The sequence below is a fragment of the Alterinioella nitratireducens genome (genome assembly GCF_013155465.1).
Classification (GTDB): Bacteria; Pseudomonadota; Alphaproteobacteria; order Rhodobacterales; family Rhodobacteraceae; genus Alterinioella; species Alterinioella nitratireducens.
This window is the reverse complement of record NZ_JABJVX010000001.1, coordinates 461,358-478,564: the sequence shown is the minus strand read 5'-3', so window position 1 is coordinate 478,564 and position 17,207 is coordinate 461,358. Positions and strand designations below refer to the sequence as shown.

Here is a 17,207-nt window from a genome sequence, read left to right as displayed (position 1 = left end):
GCCCTTCGCCGCCTGCCCAAGTCCCCGTATAGCGCGCGCCGTGAGACAGATATTGGTGCGGGTGAAGGGACTCGAACCCCCACGCCAAAGGCGCCAGAACCTAAATCTGGTGCGTCTACCAGTTCCGCCACACCCGCATTGCGCCGCTCTCTAGCAAAGCCCGGGCGCTTAGGCGAGACCCAAATGCCACCCCGTCAGACCCTCCGGGCAGTTTTTGCTTGGGCATGTTTCGGCCTTGGGTTAACCTGATGCCAATAAAACACGGGTCCATAATGGGCCAGGCACGAGCAGGACAGGCATCATGGCACAGTCTCACGGGCCCGCATCCGGCGGCACCGCATCCCTATTCGCAGGCGCGGGCCTGCCGATGGGCACCACGATCTACACGCTGGCGGGCGCGCTGCCGGTCGAGGCGCTCTATCCCGGCGACCGCGTGATCACCCGCGATGCGGGCGCGCAGACGCTGCTGGATATCCGCCGCCGCCCGGTTCCGGAGGGCACGGCCATGGTCCGCATTACCGGCGACGCGCTTGGCGGCAAGCCGACGCAGCCGACCATCCTGCCCGGTCATCAACGCGTGCTGATCCGCGACTGGCGGGCGCAGGCGCTCTATGGCACGCCGACCGCGCGGGTGCCGCTGTCGCGCCTTGTGGATGGGGACTTCGTCGCCTGGACGGATGAGCGGCCAGAGGCGCTGCTCACCCTGCATTTCGCCCATCCCCACATCATCTATGCCAATGGGCTGGAGCTGTTCAGCGCCGATCCGGTGCCAGCAGACGCCTGAAGACGGCGGGAAGCTGCTCCGGCAGATCCTCGGCAATCAGGCCGGGGCCGACCTCCAGCGCCGCCTCAAGATGCAGCGCAGCGCCGGTCATCGCGGCCTGCATCGGGGCCAGCTTTCGCGCCAACAGGCCGGTGATGATCCCCGCCAGCACGTCCCCCGCCCCCGCCGTCGCCAGCCAGGGCGCGGCGCGGCCATATGTGGCGGCGTTGAGCGCGGTGCGCCCCTCGGGCGCGGCGATCACGGTGTCCGGCCCTTTCAGCAGCACGATACAGCCCGCCCGCGCCGCCGCCGCGCGTGCGGCATCGACCTTGGAGAAGGCCGGGCCTGCCTTTGGCTTGTCGCGCAGCCTGTCCGAGAGATCGGGGAAGAGCCGGGCAAATTCACCCTCATGCGGGGTCAGGATCACATCCGGGTGCAGCATGTCGAAAAGCGCGTCCGGAGCCTCGGCAAAGGCTGTCAGCGCATCGGCATCCAGAACCATGGGACGGGGTTTGACCCCGCCGCACGCCACCTGCACCAGCGCCTTCGCCCGCTCCAGCCCCAGACCCGGCCCCAGGCAAAGCGCGTTGATCCGGTCGTCGTCCAGAAGCGCCGCCAAGCCTTCCGCATCCTCGCATTTGCGCAGCATGATCGCGGTCATTTGCGTGGCGCATTCCATCATCGCCGATCCCGGTGCGGCCACCGTCACCAGACCCGCGCCGACCCGGAGCGCGCCGCGCGCCGCCAGCCGCGCCGCCCCCGACCGGCCCATCGGACCCGACAGCACAACCGCGTGGCCGTGGCTGTATTTCTGCCCCTGCGCGCCCTTGTGGATCTGCGGCGAAACCCGACAGGGCGAGACCAGCGGCCCCAGTTTCAGCCCCGTCGGCCCCGGCCTGTTGCGGGGTCCCTGCCCCGAAAAGCGCGGCTCCAGCCCGATATCCTTGAGACGCAGTTTTCCACAGGCAATCGGCCCCGAGGCCAGGTGATGGCCGATGCGCGCGCGATGGAACGTGACCGTCAGATCGGCATTGGGCACGCCCGCCGCGCTGTCGATCAGGAGCCGCCCGCTATCCATGCACAGCCCCGTCGGCGCGTCGATGGCAAGGGCGCGGCAGGTCCGCCGCCGCCTGCCCCAACCGCGCACCATCGGATCGACCACCTCATGCGCCACGGGCCGGGTCAGACCGGCCCCGAACACCGCATCGACGCAGAGATCGGCCTCGGCCCCGATGATGGCGTCGGCGTCCCAGGCCGCGACCGCGCCCATGTCGCACCAGCGGTCATGGTTTGCCTTCGCATCCGGCGGCAGCTTGTCGGCATCGCCGAATAGAAACACTTCCACCTGCCACCCGGCCCCGCGCAGCAGGCGCGCCACGACGAACCCGTCGCCGCCATTGTTCCCCGGCCCGCAGAGCACCAGCGCCCGCTGCGGGGCCGCCGCGAAATCGGGCCATTCCTCATACGCGGCCTCGACCACGCCGCGCCCCGCGCGCTCCATCAACTCCAGCCCGGTGACCGTGCCGCCCTCTATCGCGGCGTGCTCGACCCTGCGCATCTGCGCCGCCGTCAAAAGCTCCATTCCGCACCTCGCTTTACAAACTGCCCGCTTTCTGTGCGCTTTGCACAATTTTTGTGCGCCAGCTCCGGTTTCCTCCGATCCGCCGCGCAACTCTCACGCTAGCCGATTGCCCCTTGCAAGGGAACGTGGTGTCAGAGGCCCAAGAGACGGGCGCGGAGGAGACATGTCATGAAAAAGATCGAAGCCATCATCAAACCCTTCAAGCTCGACGAGGTGAAGGAAGCGTTGCAGGAGATCGGCATCCAGGGCCTCAGCGTCACCGAGGTCAAGGGCTTCGGCCGCCAGAAGGGCCATACCGAGCTGTATCGCGGGGCCGAATATGTCGTCGATTTCCTGCCCAAGGTGAAGATCGAGGTGGTGCTGTCCGACGACATGGTCGATGGCGCCATCGAGGCCATCGTCGAGGCCGCCCGCACCGACAAGATCGGCGACGGCAAGATCTTCGTCTCGCCCGTCGAACAGGCGATCCGCATCCGCACCGGCGAATCCGGCGAAGACGCGCTTTGAACACATCCAGAAGACCACGCATCAAGGATACCAGATAATGAGCAACGACACCGTTCTGAAACTGATCAAGGAAGAGGATATCGACTATGTCGACATCCGGTTCACCGACCCGCGCGGGCGGTTGCAGCATGTGACCATCGTGTCCGACCTGGTCGATGAGGATTTCCTGGAAGAAGGCTTCATGTTCGACGGCTCGTCGATCGCCGGCTGGAAGGGGATCGAGGCCTCGGACATGAAGTTGATGCCCGACACCGACAGCGCCTATATCGACCCGTTCTATGCCGAAAAGACGCTCTGCCTGCATTGCAACGTCGTGGAACCGGATACCGGCGAGGCCTATAACCGCGACCCGCGCGGCACCGCCGTCCTGGCCGAGGCCTATCTGAAATCCTCCGGCATCGGCGATGTCGCCTATTTCGGCCCCGAGGCCGAATTCTTCCTGTTCGACGATGTCCGTTTCTCGGTCGAGATGAACAAGGTCAGCTTCGAGGTCGACGCCCAGGACGCGGCGTGGAATTCCGACAGCGAATACGAGATGGGCAACATGGGCCACCGCCCCGGCATCAAGGGCGGCTATTTCCCGGTGAACCCGACCGACGCGGCGCAGGATCTGCGTTCCGAAATGCTGTCGACCATGAAGCGGATCGGCATGAAGGTGGACAAGCACCACCATGAGGTCGCGTCATGCCAGCACGAGCTTGGGTTGATCTTCGACAGCCTGACCAAGCAGGCCGACGAGATCCAGAAATACAAATACGTCATCCACAACGTCGCCCACGCCTATGGCAAGACCGCGACCTTCATGCCCAAGCCGATTTCCGGCGACAACGGCACCGGCATGCATGTCAACATGTCGATCTGGAAGGACGGCAAACCCTTGTTTGCAGGCGACAAATACGCCGACCTCAGCGATGAGGCGCTGTGGTTCATCGGCGGCATCCTCAAGCATGCCAAGACGCTGAACGCCTTCACCAATCCCTCGACCAACAGCTACAAGCGCCTGATCCCCGGTTTCGAGGCCCCCGTGCTGCGCGCCTATTCCGCGCGCAACCGCTCGGGCTGCGTCCGGATCCCGTGGACCGAAAGCCCCAAGGCCAAGCGCGTCGAGGCCCGCTTCCCCGACCCGGCGGCCAACCCCTACCTGTGCTTTGCGGCGCTGCTGATGGCGGGGCTCGACGGCATTTCGAACAAGATCAACCCCGGCGAGCCGTCGGACAAGGACCTCTACGACCTGCCGCCCGAGGAACTGGCCGGCATCCCCACCGTCTGCGCCAGCCTTCGCGAGGCGCTGGAAAGCCTGGAGGCCGATCACGACTTCCTGCTCAAGGGCGACGTCTTCACCAAGGACCAGCTCGAAGGCTACATGGAGCTGAAATGGGAAGAGGTCTACGCCTATGAGCACACGCCCCACCCGGTGGAATACAAGATGTATTACAGCTGCTGAGACCGACTGATCCACACGACATGCAAGGGCATCCCTTCGGTTCGGAGGGGTGCCCTTTGCTTTTTCCCTGCACCCGTTGCGCACGCGCGACGCAGGTTTCTGTGGACCCGAATATCCAGGTGATCGTCGCGGCGGGCTCCGGCCCACCCCCGACCCGGCAGCGTCTTTCTTTTGACAGCGCGGGGCCCCCGGCCCTACCCTTGGGGGGTATCGAACCACCCATTTGAAGGATCACTTTGCCATGAAGCTTGCCCTTGTCACCGCCGCCCTGCTTGCGTTTTCCGCGCCCGCGCAGGCCCAGATGATGCTGACCACGCCCGAGGAGATCGCCGCCGTCGCGCGCGGCTTCGGGGCGGCCAGCGTGCAGACCTCCTCGACCGGGAGTCCGATCCTGAACGGCACCATCGAGGGAACCAATTACGGTATCTTGATGTATGGCTGCGACGGCACGCGGAATTGTGAATCGGTCCAGTTCTTCGCCACCTTCACCGGGCGCGGCCGCGACCTGGAGCACCTGAACACCTGGAACGAGGATCAGCGTTTCGGCACCGCCTATATCAACCAGGAGGGACGTATCTTCCTGCATTGGAGCGCCAACCTGGATTACGGTATCTCGCGCCAGAACCTCATTGACAGTTTCGATATCTGGCGATTGACGCTGGCCGAATTCGTCACCCACCTGGACGGCTGAGCGCGCGCTGAGCCGACGTCATCAGACACCATAAGAGGAAACCGGTATGAAATATCTTATTGCGACCCTCGCCACCCTGCTGGCCCCCTCCCTGGCATGGGCCGAGACGCCGCAGGCGCTGCTGGATCAGGCGCTGCTGCTTGGGCCCGCGCAACTGGGCGCGCCCGAGGGGCAGCCGGTGATCTTCGGACAGGCAGGCGATGCGGCCTATGTCGCCAACCTCGGCGGGCCGGATTGCCGCACGGGCGCCACCGGCTGCGACACGATCCGGTTTTCCAGCTTTGCCCCCGCGGCGGATCAGGCAACGCTCGATGCCTGGAACGCCGCCGGGAACGGCAGCCAGGTGGCGCTGGACGGCGAATGGGTCTCGCTCTCCGCCGAGATGCCGGTGACAGGCAATGCGCAGGCCGTGTTCGCCAACTGGAACGCGCTGCTGACGCAGTTCGTGCAGACCTTCGACCCGTAAGGGCCGCTATTCGGTCTCGGCGCCCTCTTCCGTCTCGGGGGTCTCTTCCTCGGGGGCCGGGGCCGGGACGATGGCATCATCGGGCGCGCAGGCATTGCCGCGCAGGTCGTTGATCGCGGCCAGCGCCGCCTCGGCGGTATCGGGGGCCAGGGTGATCTGCATCGGCGCGATCAGCGGATAGATCAGCGCGCCCCGGTCGCCGCGCATCTGCATCACATGGGTGCGCGCCATGACGGTGCCGAACTGGCCCGAGGCGGCATCGGCGGAAAAGATGCGATGCGCCTGGGTGCGCAGGGTCCGCGCGCCATCCATGGCATTGGGGTTCTCGGTATCGCCCTGTTCGGTGGCGGCCTGGCGCAGCCCGGTGAAGATATCGCCCGCCGCCTGGATCTGTTCCCAGGCCCCCTGGCTCGGCATCAGCATGACGCGGCGGTTGCCGGTCGAGGTATCCTCGGCGGGCAGCACGCCGGTGATCGGGTCGAGGTCGCGCAGATCCATGCGCAGGACCTGCACGCCGACCGGATTGCCCGCGCTGCGGCCCGCCGTGGTCAGCAGGGTCTGGACCAGGCGGCAGCCCTGAAGCTCCAGCTCGATCACGGTGAACTCGCCGGGCACATCGCCCTCGACGATACCGGGCGAGGCCGCGCGGATCGCGATCTCCTCGGGGGTGACCTCCTGCTGCGCGGCCAGGGGGGCGCTGGTGCAGATCAGGGCAATGGCGGGCAAAATCCGGGCAAATCGAGACATGAAAACCGCTCCTTCCTAAAAATATGCCGTCAGCGTCGCATGGGGCGTCAGGAAGGACCAGAGTGAATGGCCCCCTTTACCGCGCGCCTGCGCTGCCGGTCTTTCGTTCAGAACCGCGTGATGCGGCGCGCCATACGAGTGATCTGGCGGGTGCGCTGCGCGTTCTGGCGGTCGGGCTGGTGATCGTCCTGCGGCATCGTGCGGTCGCCCCTGTTGCGAAAGGCGTTGATCCCGGCATCCATGCCGCGATTGACGGCCTGGCGCATGATGCGGTTGAGGATCATGTTGATGATACGGTCCATGTCTCTGCCTCCGGTCCTTTTTTCTGCTTAAGGCGATTCTCGCACATATCTGCGGCGGAATTGGGGCACTTGGCGTCACTGTGCCATATTTCGGGGGATTCCAGAAGGCGGATCACGCGCCGAACATGTCTTCCTGGCCCTTTTCGGGCTCCGGCCCGTCCTCCGCCTCGTCGCCGTCGTCGTTGTCACCGCCTTCGCCCGGTCCCGGAAAGGCCCCCGGCGGGGGGCGGTTTTCCAGAAGGCCCGCATCGCGCAATTCCTTCAGCCCCGGCAGGTCGCGCGTGGTTTCCAGGCCGAAATGGTCGAGGAACGCCTCGGTCACCACATAGGTCACGGGCCGGCCCGGTGTCATCTTGCGGCGGCCGAAGCGGATCCACTCCATCTCCATCAACTGGTCGATGGTGCCCCGGCTGACGCTGACACCGCGCACCTCCTCGATCTCGGCGCGGGTGGCGGGCTGATGATAGGCGATGATGGCCAGCGTCTCGATCGCGGCGCGGCTGAGCTTGCGTTGCTCGGAGGTTTCGCGGCTCATCAAAAAGCCGAGGTCGGGGGCGGTGCGGATGGCCCAGGCATCGCCCACGCGCACGACCTGCACGCCGCGCCCCTCATAGCGTTTGCGCAGGAGCACCATCGCCTCGGCGGCGTCGCAGCCATGCGGCATCCGCGCCTGCATCTCGCGCGTCGTCAGCGGATCGGCGGAGGCAAAGAGCATCGCCTCGACCATACGCTCCTGCTCGGCCAGGGGCGGCGCGTGGAAGAGGCTTTCCTCGGGCGTGTCGGCTGCGTCGCTCATTCCGGTGCTCTCGGTTTCAGGTGGATGGGCGAAAAGGTCTCGCGCTGGCGCAGGTCGGCGCGACCCGCCTTGACCAGTTCAAGCGCCGCGGCAAAGGTCGAGGCCGTGGCCGAGCGGCGTTTCTTGGGGTCATTGCGCCAGCCCTCGGGGATGAAACCGATAATGTCCATCCAGTCGCCGCCATATCCGATCATGCCGCGCATCCGGTCCAGCGCCTCCTCCATGGTAAAGATGCGGTCGCGATCCATGGTGAAGGGGCGGAACTCGTCGCGGGTGCGGATGCGGGCATAGCCCTGCATGAGGTCCAGAAGCGAGGCGGTATAGGTCACGTTGCGCGCAGTTTCCACCACCTCGGGCAGGCCGCGCGCAAAGCGATCCTTGCCAAGGCGGTCGCGCGCCATCAGTTGCGCGGCGCGGGTGCGCATGGCTTGCAGCCGTTCCAGCTGAAAGGCCAGATGCGCGGCCAGTTCCTCGCCCGTCGGCCCCTCCTCGCTCGGGTCGGGCGGCAGCAGCAGGCGGGATTTCAGAAAGGCGAGCCAGGCCGCCATGACCAGGTAATCGGCGGCCAGTTCGATGCGCAAAGACCGCGCCTTTTCGACGAAGGCCAGGTATTGCTCGGCCAGCTTCAGCACCGAGATCGTGCGCAGGTCGACCTTTTGCGTGCGGCTGAGCGTCAGCAGCACATCCAGCGGCCCCTCGAACCCGTCCACATCGACGATAAGCGCCTCGGCCGCGCGCCTTTCGGCGACGGTTTCCCACATGTCATCGTCCTGGATCGGCATTTCGGCCATCATCTGTCCCGCGAAATCAGCGCGTCAAATTCGGCTTCAACCTCGCGTATGTCAAGGCGAACCGGGTCGGGGCGCGCGCGCATCACGGCGGCCAGACGGTCGGTCGCGTCCCGGTCCAGCGTCCCGGCGGCCTCGACCACCTTGCGCATTTCCTCCATCTCGCCATTGCAATGCAGCACGATATCACAGCCTGCCGCACGCGCGCGGCCTGCACGCTCCTCCACCGGGCCGGGCAGCGCGTTCATCGACAGATCGTCGGTCATCAGAAGGCCCTGGAACCCGATCCCGTCTCGGATCACCCGGATCATGCGCGGGCTCAGCGTGGCGGGCAGGTCGGGGTCGATGGCCTCATAGACCAGATGCGCGGTCATGCCCCAGGGCAGATCGGCCAGCGCCTGGAACGGGGCGAAATCGGTGTCGCGCAGGGTCTCCAGATCGGTGGTGACGCGGGGCAGGTCGTGGTGGCTGTCGAGCCGTGCCCGGCCATGGCCGGGGATGTGTTTCAGGACCGGAAAGACGCCCGCATCGCGCAGGCCGTCGGCGACGGCGCGGGCGTGCAGCGCCACCTGCCCCGCCTCGTCGCCATAAAGACGGTTGCGCAGAACCGGATGCGTATGGGCCTGGGCAATATCGGCCAGCGGTCCGCAATTGGCATCAATCCCGCAATCCAGAAGCTCGCGGCCAATGATATAGCTGCGCAGATACAGCGCGCGCGAGGCATCCGCGCCGAGCGCCTCGACCATATCCAAGGGCGGCGTCCATTCGCGCCAATAGGGCGCGCGCATCCGCTGCACCCGTCCGCCTTCCTGGTCGATGAAGACGGGCGCATCGGGCGCGGTCGCGCGCAGGTCGCTGACCAGGCGGGCCAGTTGCAGCGGTTTTTCGACATTGCGCGCGAAGAGGATGAAGCCCACGGGCTGCACATCCCGGAAAAACGCGTCTTCCTCACGCGTCAATTCGGTCCCGGCACAGCCCAGGATGGTGGCCGAGAACCCCATCTCAGCGCAGGGTGACGGGGATGCAGGGCGCGCCTTGCGCGTTGAGCGCAGTGCAGAAGCGGCGCGCATCGCTGAGGTCGGTAAAGCCATGCGCGCGCAGGCGGAAGAACGCGCGCCCGCCCGAAACCGCCTGCTGGATCACGCGGTTCTTGTCGCGGAAGTAATCGGCATGGGCGCGGGCCAGGCGGTCCCACTCGGCGCGCGCGGTCGCCGCATCGTCAAAGGCGCCAAGCTGCACCAGCCGCGTGCCCGTGGCCAGTTCATCGGCGGCCAGTTCGGTGACCTCGGGCGTTTGCACGGGGGTCGCCGGGGACGAGGCCGAGGCCGAGACGCGCAGTTCCTCGGGCCGCGTGGAGGGGCGCAGCGACAGGCTGACGCCGGGAATGGTGGCGGGAATGACCTCGATCACGGGCCGCGCGGGCGCGATCCTGGCGACCTCCTCGTCGCCCTCCTCGGCGTCGGGCAGCGCGTCCAGCGGCAGGGCCTCCTCGACCAGGCGGTCGATCAGGGCCATGGTTTCCTCGCTGCTGACATCGGGCGCAGGGTCGGCGTTTTCCGGCAGGCTGGCCGAGGATAGGTCGATCTCTTCCAGGTCCAGCGGCGCGGGCGCCAGCACGATCCGGTCAGCGGCGGGTTCCGCGACCTCGCCCTCGGTGATGCGGTTGACGGTCAGGCCCTGGTGATCAATGATCGAGCCGCCGGGGTTTTCGGGGGCCACCCGCAACGGCCCTTCCAGCGCGCGGATCACCGGCACGCCGGAGACGTCGCGCACCGTCAATTGCCAGGCCCAAAGCCCCATCCCGACGACAAGGCCCACCGACATCAGCGCGCCGGCCCAGTTGACGATCGTTTTCACCGCCGACGGGCCCGCCGTTGCGGGGGCCATGCGAAGGTCGGACTCGTCCTCGTAATATTCGATATCTGCCATGCCTGCCCTCATTGCCCCGGCATGGGCAGTGCGCGAAGGGGGCGCGGCATACCGGGATGTTCTGGTCCTGCTCGTGACACGCGGCCTGGCTGATTGTTGCGGGCCGACCCGGTTTTCCGGGCCTGACCTCAGCGCATTTCTTCGACCGGTGTCACGCCCAGAATAGCAAGACCGTTGGAAATAACAACCTGAACGGCACCGATGAGGGCAAGTTTCGCAGCCGTGGCGGCGGGATCACCCTCCTGCAGGAAGCGCAAGGACGTCTCCGCGTTGCCCTTGTTCCAAAGCGCGTGGAATTCGGAGGCCAGGTCGTAGAGGTAGAAGGCCACCCGGTGCGGTTCATGCGCGCGCGCCGCGATCTCGATGAGGCGCGGCCATTCCGCCAGCTTCGCGGCCAGCGCCAGCTCGGCCTCATGGGTCAGCTGCGACAGGTCCGCCGCCTCGGATGTCAGGCCCGCCTCCGCCGCCTTGCGCTGCACCGAACAGATCCGCGCATGAGCGTATTGCACGTAGAAAACGGGGTTGTCCTTGGATTGTTCGCGCACCTTGTCAAGGTCGAAATCCAGCGGTGCGTCGTTCTTGCGGGTCAGCATGACAAAGCGGGTCACATCCGCGCCCACCATCTCGACCACATCGGCCAGCGTGACGAAAGTGCCTGCGCGTTTCGACATCTTGAAGGGCTCGCCATTCTGCCACAGCTTCACCAGCTGCGTCAGCTTGATGTCCAGCGGCACACGGCCATCCGACAGTGCCGACACCGCCGCCTTCATCCGCTTGACATAGCCGCCATGATCGGCCCCGAACACATCAATAAGGGCGTCGAACCCCCTGGAAACCTTGTCATAATGATAGGCAATGTCGGGCGCGAAATAGGTCCATGCCCCGTCCGATTTCTGGATCGGGCGGTCCACGTCGTCGCCATGCGCGGTCGAGCGGAAGAGCGTCTGTTCGCGCGGCTCCCAATCCTCGGGCTGCTTGCCCTTGGGCGGCTCCAGCGTGCCGCGATAGATCAGGCCCTTGGCGTCCAGATCGGCGATCGCGGCCTCGATCCGGCCGGTGCCGTAGAGCGATTTCTCCGAATAGAAATGGTCCATCTTCACGCCAAGCGACGCAAGGTCGGCGCGGATCAGGTCCATCATCGCCTCGGTGGCGATGTTGCGCACATCTTCCAGCCAGACCTGCTCGCCCTTGCCGACATAGGCATCGCCCACCTTGTCCTTCAGCGCCTCACCGACCGCGATCAGGTAATCGCCGGGATAGGTGCCATCCTCGAAGGCGACCTCCTGGCCGTGTGCCTCAAGGTAACGAAGATAGACCGAGCGCGCGAGGACATCGACCTGCGCGCCGCCATCGTTGATGTAATATTCGCGCGTGACCTCATGACCCGAGAAGGCCAGCAGGCTCGCCAGCGCATCGCCGAAGACGGCACCGCGGGTGTGGCCGACATGAAGCGGGCCGGTGGGATTGGCCGAGACATATTCGACATTGACCTTCTGCCCCTGCCCCATGTCGGAGCGGCCATAGCCCTCGCCCGCCTGCAATATCCCCGCGATCACGCCCTGCCAGGTCGAGGCCGACAGCCGCAGGTTCAGGAAGCCAGGCCCCGCCACCTCGGCGCTGGCGATGCGCGGATCCTCCGCCAGCTTCCCGGCCAACGCGCCCGCAATGTCGCGCGGTTTCATCCCGGCAGGTTTGGCCAGCACCATCGCGGCATTGGTGGCCATGTCGCCATGCGCCGCATCGCGCGGCGGCTCCACCGCGACATTGGACATGTCGAGCCCCTCGGGCAACGCGCCCTCAGCGGTCATTGTGTCGAGGCTGGCGATCACCAGCGCACGGATATCGGCGAAAAGGGTCATTGCGTCGGTCCTGATTGGCTTGGGCGCGGGTTTATCACGGGGGAACCCGAGGTCAATCACCCGCGCGCGGGCCTATCGGGGGGCCGGGCCGCAATAGGCGTAGTAATCGGCGTAGTTGTCGCCGACAATGATCAGCCCGTCATGCGGCGGCCTGCCGATGGGGCCGTTCTGCCAGACCGGCATCAGCATCAGCCGCCGCTCCCAGCTCTCGCCCTCGCCGGCACAGGTTGCGTCATAGAGCACCGCCTCGCCCATGCCGCGCACCGGCATCGGCGCGGACAGGTCGCATCGGCTTTCCCAATAGGCGATGCTGTAATCCGACAGGGTGATCGTGCTTTCGCCCACGCGGCCCGTGCAGGCGTCAAGCTCATAGCGCCCGTCGAGGGCCGGATCGGCCATCAGCGGCGCGGTGCTGAGCAGGAGGGCAAGGGGGGCGAAAAGACGGGGCATGGCAATGTCCTTCTGGTCAAAATCACATGTCCTGATCCTGCGGCAGGCGGGCGGCCCGCGTCAATCTTCGGGGTCCGTCAGGAACAGGGCACCGCACATCTCGGATGGGCCCAACAGATCACGGATGGGGCCGCGCTGGCATCGGAGTGGTCCCGGCAACCAGCACCTCATGCCGCTCGAAGGCGTAGCGGTCGGTCATGCCCGCGATGTAATCGGCAACCAGGCGGGCCCGCGCGGTGGCGTCATCCGCCGCGGCGACATCGGCGCTCCACTCACGCGGCAGGTGGTCGGGCCGGTCCATGTAGAGCTGGAACAGATCCTGCACAACCCGCGTCACCCGCGCGCGCATCTCGACCACGGTCGGCGCGCGATACATATGGGCAAAGAGGAAGGCGCGGATCTCCTTCAACTGCGCGAAGAGCGGATCGGAGAACCGCACCATCGGCCGCCCCGCCCGGCGCAGCGCATCGACATCGGCGGGCGCGGTGTCAGCCAGCCGGGTCCGCGCCTCGGCGATGACATCGGCGACCATGACACCGAAAACCCGGCGCAGCGCTTCGGCCCGGCGGCGCTTTCTGTCCAACCGGGGATAGAGCGCGTCCACCTGTGCATAGGCCGGCCCGACAATGGGCAGCTCCGCAGCCTCCTCATCGGTGAAGAGGCCCGCGCGCAACCCGTCGGCGAGATCATGGTTGTTATAGGCAATATCGTCCGAGACGGCGGCGACCTGCGCCTCTCCCGACGCATGGGTGTCCAGTTCCAGATCGTGACGCGCGTTGTAATCGGCCAGCGCGAAGGGCAGCGGCGCGGCGACAGGACCGTTATGCTTGGCGATCCCCTCCAGCGTGTCCCAGGTCAGGTTCAGCCCGTCAAACTCGGCATAGCTGCGCTCCAGCGCGGTGACGATCTTGAGCGCCTGCGCATTGTGATCGAAGCCGCCATAGGGGGCCATCAGCGCGTTCAGCGCATCCTCTCCGGTATGGCCAAAGGGGGTGTGGCCGAAATCATGCGCAAGGGCCACCGCTTCGGTCAGATCCTCGTTCAGGCCAAGCGCGCGGGCGATGGTGCGCGCGACCTGCGCCACCTCGATGGAATGGGTCAGGCGGGTGCGGAAATAATCGCCCTCATGTTCCACAAACACTTGCGTCTTGTGCTTGAGGCGGCGGAATGCGCCCGCATGGATGATCCGGTCGCGGTCGCGCTGGAAGGGCGAGCGAAAGGCGCTCTCCTCCTCGGCGAAATATCTGCCCCGGCTGGCCGCCGGTTCGCAGGCATAGGGTGCCGCCATCGGTCCCCGTCCCCTCTCTGCTGGTCCGGTGGCTCTGCCAACCACCTGTTTCCCAACGCCATATCAGGCCCCGCGTCCCGGCGCGAGGGGGCATGTTTAATCCCGCCCCGCCCTTGTGAGCCGCGCCCGCGGGGTCTATTTTAGAAGACAAAGCCTGTTTCTAGGAAAGATGGCGAAAGGATCACGATGCTGACCGTTCCCCCCAAAGTCACCGACCGCGCCTTTGCGCGCCTGTCCGAGATCAACGAGGACGCCAAGGAGGCCAAGGCCCTGCGCGTCGCCGTCGAGGGCGGCGGCTGTTCCGGGTTTCAATACGAGATCACGCTGGACGCGCCCACCGAGGATGACCTGGTGCTGGAAGGCGCGGGCCAGAAGGTCGTGGTGGACAGCGTGTCGCTGCCCTTCCTCGCCAATGCGGTGATCGACTTTTCCGAGGAACTGATCGGCGCGCGGTTTGTCATCGAGAACCCGAACGCGGCCTCCTCCTGCGGCTGCGGCACGTCCTTTTCGATGTGATCCCGGCGCGTGCGGGTCAGATCATGTCCAACCTGATCAAGACGGGGAGTGCCTGCCAATGACCGAGCCCACATTCACCGCCAAGCTGGAGGCGCCGAACCTGCTTGTGATGGAGGTCTCCGGCAAGATGGATTCCATCGCCATGGAGGTGGCGCTGAACACGCTGGTGCCCGTGGTGCGCGACATGGACCATGGGGCCATGTTGATGCGGGCGCGCAATGTCTCCTGGCCGACGCTTGGCGCGATTGGCGTCGAGCTGCGCCATTGGGGGCAGTTGATGGCGATGATCCGCAAGGTCGACCGGGTCGCGGTGCTGACCGATCAGGGGTGGCTGGCCAATGCGGCGGCGGTCGAAAGCCTGCTTGTCCCCAATCTCGAAATTCACTCCTTCCCGCCCGACCAGGAGGCCGAGGCCCGCGCCTGGCTGGCCGAACTGGATGGCGTGGCGGCCAGTTGAGGGCCGAGGCGGTCAGGGTGTGACCGGCGCGGCAAAGACCGGCGGCGGCGGGGCCGCGCCTTGACCCTGCAAGGCCCTTATATCGCCGGGTTCCAGCAGCGCATCGACCATCTCGGCGGCCTCGGTGGCCGCGGCCAATCCTGCCTGGCTGTCATCCGACAGCGCCTCCAGCGCCCGTTCGACCGCGGCAATCTGCCCATCCGGCAGGGGCGCAGCGGCGGGCGGAGGGGCGGCGGTCGGGGCGGCGATGATGGCGGTGCTTGAGGTGACCGTGCTTGTGGTGGCCGTGCTTATGCTGGGGGCAACAGTGCGCCGGTTGCCCGACTGGGTAACCGCGCCGGAGCCGACCTGCGCGCCGCCCTGAAACGCGTCCAAACCAGAATTGGCGCCGCTGGACCCGGTCCCCAAAGTCACCCCGCCCGTCGGCGCATCGGCGATGGGCAGGTCAAGCTCCGGCTCCGGCTCCGGTTCCGGCTCGGGCGCGTTGTTCGCGGCCATGTCGGTGACCGGGTTCATGTCGGGCCCTTCCAGCCCCAGATGCGCCGCGCGCGCCTCCAGCCGCAGCCTTGCGCGCTCGATCAGCATGGTGCGCAGGGGGCCGGGTTCGGTGATCCGCGCCAGCGCCAGCAAGGGCGCGACGGGCCGCGCGGAAAAGCCTTCGCGCGCGGCCAGATCGGCCAGGTCGCCGAACCGGGCCGTGCCGAAAAGGTCGGCCAGCAGCAGCGCATCGTTGATCAGCACGCGGCGCAGGGTGGCGGTGTTGCCGCCTTCAAGGTCCAGCGTCTCGACCCGTTCGGAAAGCGCCGCGAAATTCGCCGCCTCGGCGTCATGGCCGGCGTCCCCCACCGGCGGGATCAGGTCGAGCCCCGCCACCGTCGCGGCATCGGGGCTGGCCGAGGAGGCCCAGACCCGGTCGGCCTCGTCCAGCGCGAGGTAATAGAGCGCGTCGCAACAGCCCACATCCTGCGCCAGATCGGTCCAGAAGGCGCGTTCCGCCAGCCGCGCGACGTCATCGTGCAGCCATTCGGGGATGCGCCGCGCCACCTCCAGCAATTGCGCCGTGGGCACCGCCAGCGCGGCTTCGGCCTCGGCCTCGCTCACCTCGCCCGCGTCGAGGGCGGCCTGCCATTCGGCCAGCCGCGCGTCGGCCTCGTCGAAGAACAGCCGCATCCGCGACCAGCGCTGAAAGACGGTCGCGCTCCAGCGGTCCAGGTAGCGGTTGGAAAAGCCGATGCCACTGGAATCGAACGCATCTTGCAACTCGGCGCGGGCACGCGCCATGGCGAAATCCTCGTTCAGCGCGGCCTCCGCATCCGACAGCATGGCGCGGTATTCGGGGATCCGCTCAACCGTCTGGGCCCGCAGCTGCAGGGGCAGCGCGAGCATGAGAAGGCCGATCAAGGCTATGATGCGTCGTTTCATCTGGGGGCATCCCCCTTTGTTGTCATCGTCAGAACAGGCCCGCCAAAAGGCTCTGCAAGGCCGGGCCAACCGGGCCCGTCGGTGCCGGTGCCGCCGTCACGCGCAACGGCAGCAGAAGGAAGAGAAAAAACAGTGCCGTCAACAGATTGCGCATCGGATTTGCCCTCCTTCAAAGCGCCTGCAGCAAAAGTGTCATATCTACACTTTAATGGCAAGCCCCAATAAGGCCCCTTGGCAATTTCCCGCTGGACAGGCAAAAATGCCAAGTAAATCTGTATTTTGAACACGAACAGGGCGGGCAGAATGAAGATCGCGACCTTCAACATCAATGGAATTAAGGCGCGGTATGCCGCCCTCTGCGACTGGCTGGACGAATCGCACCCCGATATCGCGCTGTTGCAGGAGATCAAATCGGTGGATGCGAATTTCCCGCGCGAGATGTTCGAGGATCGCGGCTACAATGTCGAGACGCATGGCCAGAAGAGCTTCAACGGCGTCGCGATCTTGTCGAAATTCCCGCTCGAGGAAGTGGTGCGCGGACTGCCCGGCGACGAGGCGGACGAACAGGCGCGCTGGATCGAGGCCACCGTGGTGGGCGACGCGCAGGCGGTGCGGCTCTGCGGTCTCTACCTGCCCAATGGCAACCCCGTGCCGGGGCCGAAATACGACTACAAGCTGGCCTGGATGGCCCGCATGGAGGCCCGCGCGCGGGAGCTTTTGCAAAGCGAAATGCCGGTGGTCATGGCGGGCGATTACAACATCATCCCGCAAGATGAGGATGCCGCGCGCCCGCAAGCCTGGAAAGACGACGCGCTGGCCCTGCCCGCGAGCCGCGCCGCGTTCCGCCGGATCCTGAACCTCGGCTTCACCGAGGCGTTCCGGGCGCGGGTCCGGGGCCCCGAGCATTATTCCTTCTGGGATTACCAGGCCGGGGCCTGGCAGCGCAATGACGGGATCCGGATTGATCATCTTCTGCTGAGCCCGCAGGCCGCCGACCTGATGCGGGATGTGCGGATCGACGCCGAGATCCGGGGGCGCGAGAAGCCGTCGGATCATGTTCCGGTCTGGGTGGAGTTGGCGGCGTAGCTGGGGCGTTGCCCCCGGTCGCCCTGCGGGCGCCCTCCCCCAGGATATTTGCGGAACAAAGAAGGCGGGCGGGGGCCGTCGGAAAGAAGGGCGCGCGTCAAGGTGAACGGCGCG

20 protein-coding genes and 1 tRNA gene are annotated in these 17,207 nt (G+C 66.3%); 8 read left to right on the top strand and 13 right to left on the bottom strand.

The annotated features are described in order from the left end of the window. Positions 1-53: 53 nt before the first annotated feature. A tRNA-Leu gene (locus HNS34_RS02390) sits at positions 54-137 on the bottom strand. Between the two features lie 164 nt (positions 138-301). On the opposite strand from HNS34_RS02390, the gene HNS34_RS02385 reads away from it, so the two are divergent. Continuing rightward, complete coding sequence (locus tag HNS34_RS02385) at positions 302-784, top strand: Hint domain-containing protein (protein WP_172317588.1); 483 nt, start codon at positions 302-304, stop codon at positions 782-784. On the opposite strand, the gene HNS34_RS02380 is transcribed toward HNS34_RS02385, so the two are convergent. Beyond that, the gene (locus tag HNS34_RS02380; protein WP_172317587.1) at positions 753-2,345 is read right to left on the bottom strand and encodes an NAD(P)H-hydrate dehydratase; all 1,593 of its coding nucleotides are present in this window, start codon (positions 2,343-2,345) and stop codon (positions 753-755) included. The genes HNS34_RS02385 and HNS34_RS02380 overlap by 32 nt on opposite strands. A 168-nt stretch (positions 2,346-2,513) precedes the next feature. On the opposite strand from HNS34_RS02380, the gene HNS34_RS02375 reads away from it, so the two are divergent. From HNS34_RS02375 to HNS34_RS02360, 4 genes are all read left to right on the top strand, one after another. Next, the gene (locus HNS34_RS02375; protein ID WP_172317586.1) at positions 2,514-2,852 is read left to right on the top strand and encodes a P-II family nitrogen regulator; all 339 of its coding nucleotides are present in this window, start codon (positions 2,514-2,516) and stop codon (positions 2,850-2,852) included. 37 nt (positions 2,853-2,889) lie between these two features. Further along, the gene (gene glnA, locus HNS34_RS02370) at positions 2,890-4,296 is read left to right on the top strand and encodes a type I glutamate--ammonia ligase (RefSeq protein ID WP_172317585.1); all 1,407 of its coding nucleotides are present in this window, start codon (positions 2,890-2,892) and stop codon (positions 4,294-4,296) included. Between the two features lie 241 nt (positions 4,297-4,537). Beyond that, positions 4,538-4,987, top strand: coding sequence for a YbjN domain-containing protein (locus HNS34_RS02365; RefSeq protein WP_172317584.1), 450 nt, complete (start codon positions 4,538-4,540; stop codon positions 4,985-4,987). Between the two features lie 46 nt (positions 4,988-5,033). Continuing rightward, the gene (locus HNS34_RS02360; RefSeq protein WP_172317583.1) at positions 5,034-5,453 is read left to right on the top strand and encodes a hypothetical protein; all 420 of its coding nucleotides are present in this window, start codon (positions 5,034-5,036) and stop codon (positions 5,451-5,453) included. 6 nt (positions 5,454-5,459) lie between these two features. Here HNS34_RS02360 and HNS34_RS02355 read toward each other — a convergent pair whose 3' ends face one another. The 9 genes from HNS34_RS02355 to HNS34_RS02315 form a co-directional block, all read right to left on the bottom strand. Continuing rightward, positions 5,460-6,200, bottom strand: coding sequence for a hypothetical protein (locus HNS34_RS02355; RefSeq protein ID WP_172317581.1), 741 nt, complete (start codon positions 6,198-6,200; stop codon positions 5,460-5,462). Positions 6,201-6,307: 107 nt separating this feature from the next. After that, entirely contained in the window at positions 6,308-6,502 is a 195-nt protein-coding gene (locus HNS34_RS02350) for a hypothetical protein (RefSeq protein ID WP_172317580.1), read from the bottom strand. Positions 6,503-6,614: 112 nt separating this feature from the next. Continuing rightward, complete coding sequence (scpB, locus tag HNS34_RS02345; RefSeq protein WP_172317578.1) at positions 6,615-7,298, bottom strand: SMC-Scp complex subunit ScpB; 684 nt, start codon at positions 7,296-7,298, stop codon at positions 6,615-6,617. Then, complete coding sequence (locus tag HNS34_RS02340) at positions 7,295-8,089, bottom strand: segregation and condensation protein A (RefSeq protein ID WP_172317911.1); 795 nt, start codon at positions 8,087-8,089, stop codon at positions 7,295-7,297. The genes scpB and HNS34_RS02340 overlap by 4 nt, the downstream gene beginning before the upstream one ends. Further along, positions 8,089-9,087: a glycoside hydrolase family 3 protein gene (locus HNS34_RS02335; protein WP_172317576.1), complete on the bottom strand. Its 999-nt coding sequence runs from the start codon at positions 9,085-9,087 to the stop codon at positions 8,089-8,091. Before HNS34_RS02335 ends, HNS34_RS02340 begins: the two co-directional genes overlap by 1 nt. Before the next feature lies 1 nt (position 9,088). Beyond that, positions 9,089-10,015, bottom strand: a complete 927-nt coding sequence (locus HNS34_RS02330; protein ID WP_172317574.1) for an SPOR domain-containing protein — start codon at positions 10,013-10,015, stop codon at positions 9,089-9,091. Between the two features lie 128 nt (positions 10,016-10,143). Continuing rightward, on the bottom strand, positions 10,144-11,874 hold the full coding sequence (gene argS, locus HNS34_RS02325) for an arginine--tRNA ligase (RefSeq protein WP_172317572.1): 1,731 nt from the start codon (positions 11,872-11,874) through the stop codon (positions 10,144-10,146). Positions 11,875-11,946: 72 nt separating this feature from the next. Beyond that, the gene (locus tag HNS34_RS02320) at positions 11,947-12,324 is read right to left on the bottom strand and encodes a hypothetical protein (RefSeq protein WP_172317570.1); all 378 of its coding nucleotides are present in this window, start codon (positions 12,322-12,324) and stop codon (positions 11,947-11,949) included. A 118-nt stretch (positions 12,325-12,442) separates the two neighbouring features. Continuing rightward, positions 12,443-13,612, bottom strand: a complete 1,170-nt coding sequence (locus tag HNS34_RS02315; RefSeq protein ID WP_172317569.1) for a deoxyguanosinetriphosphate triphosphohydrolase — start codon at positions 13,610-13,612, stop codon at positions 12,443-12,445. A 186-nt stretch (positions 13,613-13,798) separates the two neighbouring features. On the opposite strand from HNS34_RS02315, the gene HNS34_RS02310 reads away from it, so the two are divergent. Then, positions 13,799-14,128 carry a HesB/IscA family protein gene (locus HNS34_RS02310; protein WP_172317567.1) on the top strand — a complete coding sequence of 110 codons (330 nt, stop codon included), beginning with the start codon at positions 13,799-13,801 and terminating at the stop codon, positions 14,126-14,128. 58 nt (positions 14,129-14,186) lie between these two features. Beyond that, positions 14,187-14,585, top strand: a complete 399-nt coding sequence (locus tag HNS34_RS02305) for a SpoIIAA family protein (RefSeq protein ID WP_172317565.1) — start codon at positions 14,187-14,189, stop codon at positions 14,583-14,585. A gap of 12 nt (positions 14,586-14,597) precedes the next feature. Here HNS34_RS02305 and HNS34_RS02300 read toward each other — a convergent pair whose 3' ends face one another. Beyond that, a complete protein-coding gene (locus tag HNS34_RS02300) occupies positions 14,598-16,007 on the bottom strand; it encodes a hypothetical protein (RefSeq protein WP_172317563.1) in 1,410 nt (469 codons plus the stop codon). After that, the gene (locus HNS34_RS02295; protein ID WP_172317561.1) at positions 16,004-16,336 is read right to left on the bottom strand and encodes a hypothetical protein; all 333 of its coding nucleotides are present in this window, start codon (positions 16,334-16,336) and stop codon (positions 16,004-16,006) included. Before HNS34_RS02295 ends, HNS34_RS02300 begins: the two co-directional genes overlap by 4 nt. On the opposite strand from HNS34_RS02295, the gene xth reads away from it, so the two are divergent. Beyond that, complete coding sequence (xth, locus tag HNS34_RS02290; protein ID WP_172317559.1) at positions 16,311-17,093, top strand: exodeoxyribonuclease III; 783 nt, start codon at positions 16,311-16,313, stop codon at positions 17,091-17,093. The two genes, HNS34_RS02295 and xth, sit on opposite strands and share 26 nt — an antisense overlap. The last annotated feature ends 114 nt before the right edge of the window (positions 17,094-17,207 follow it).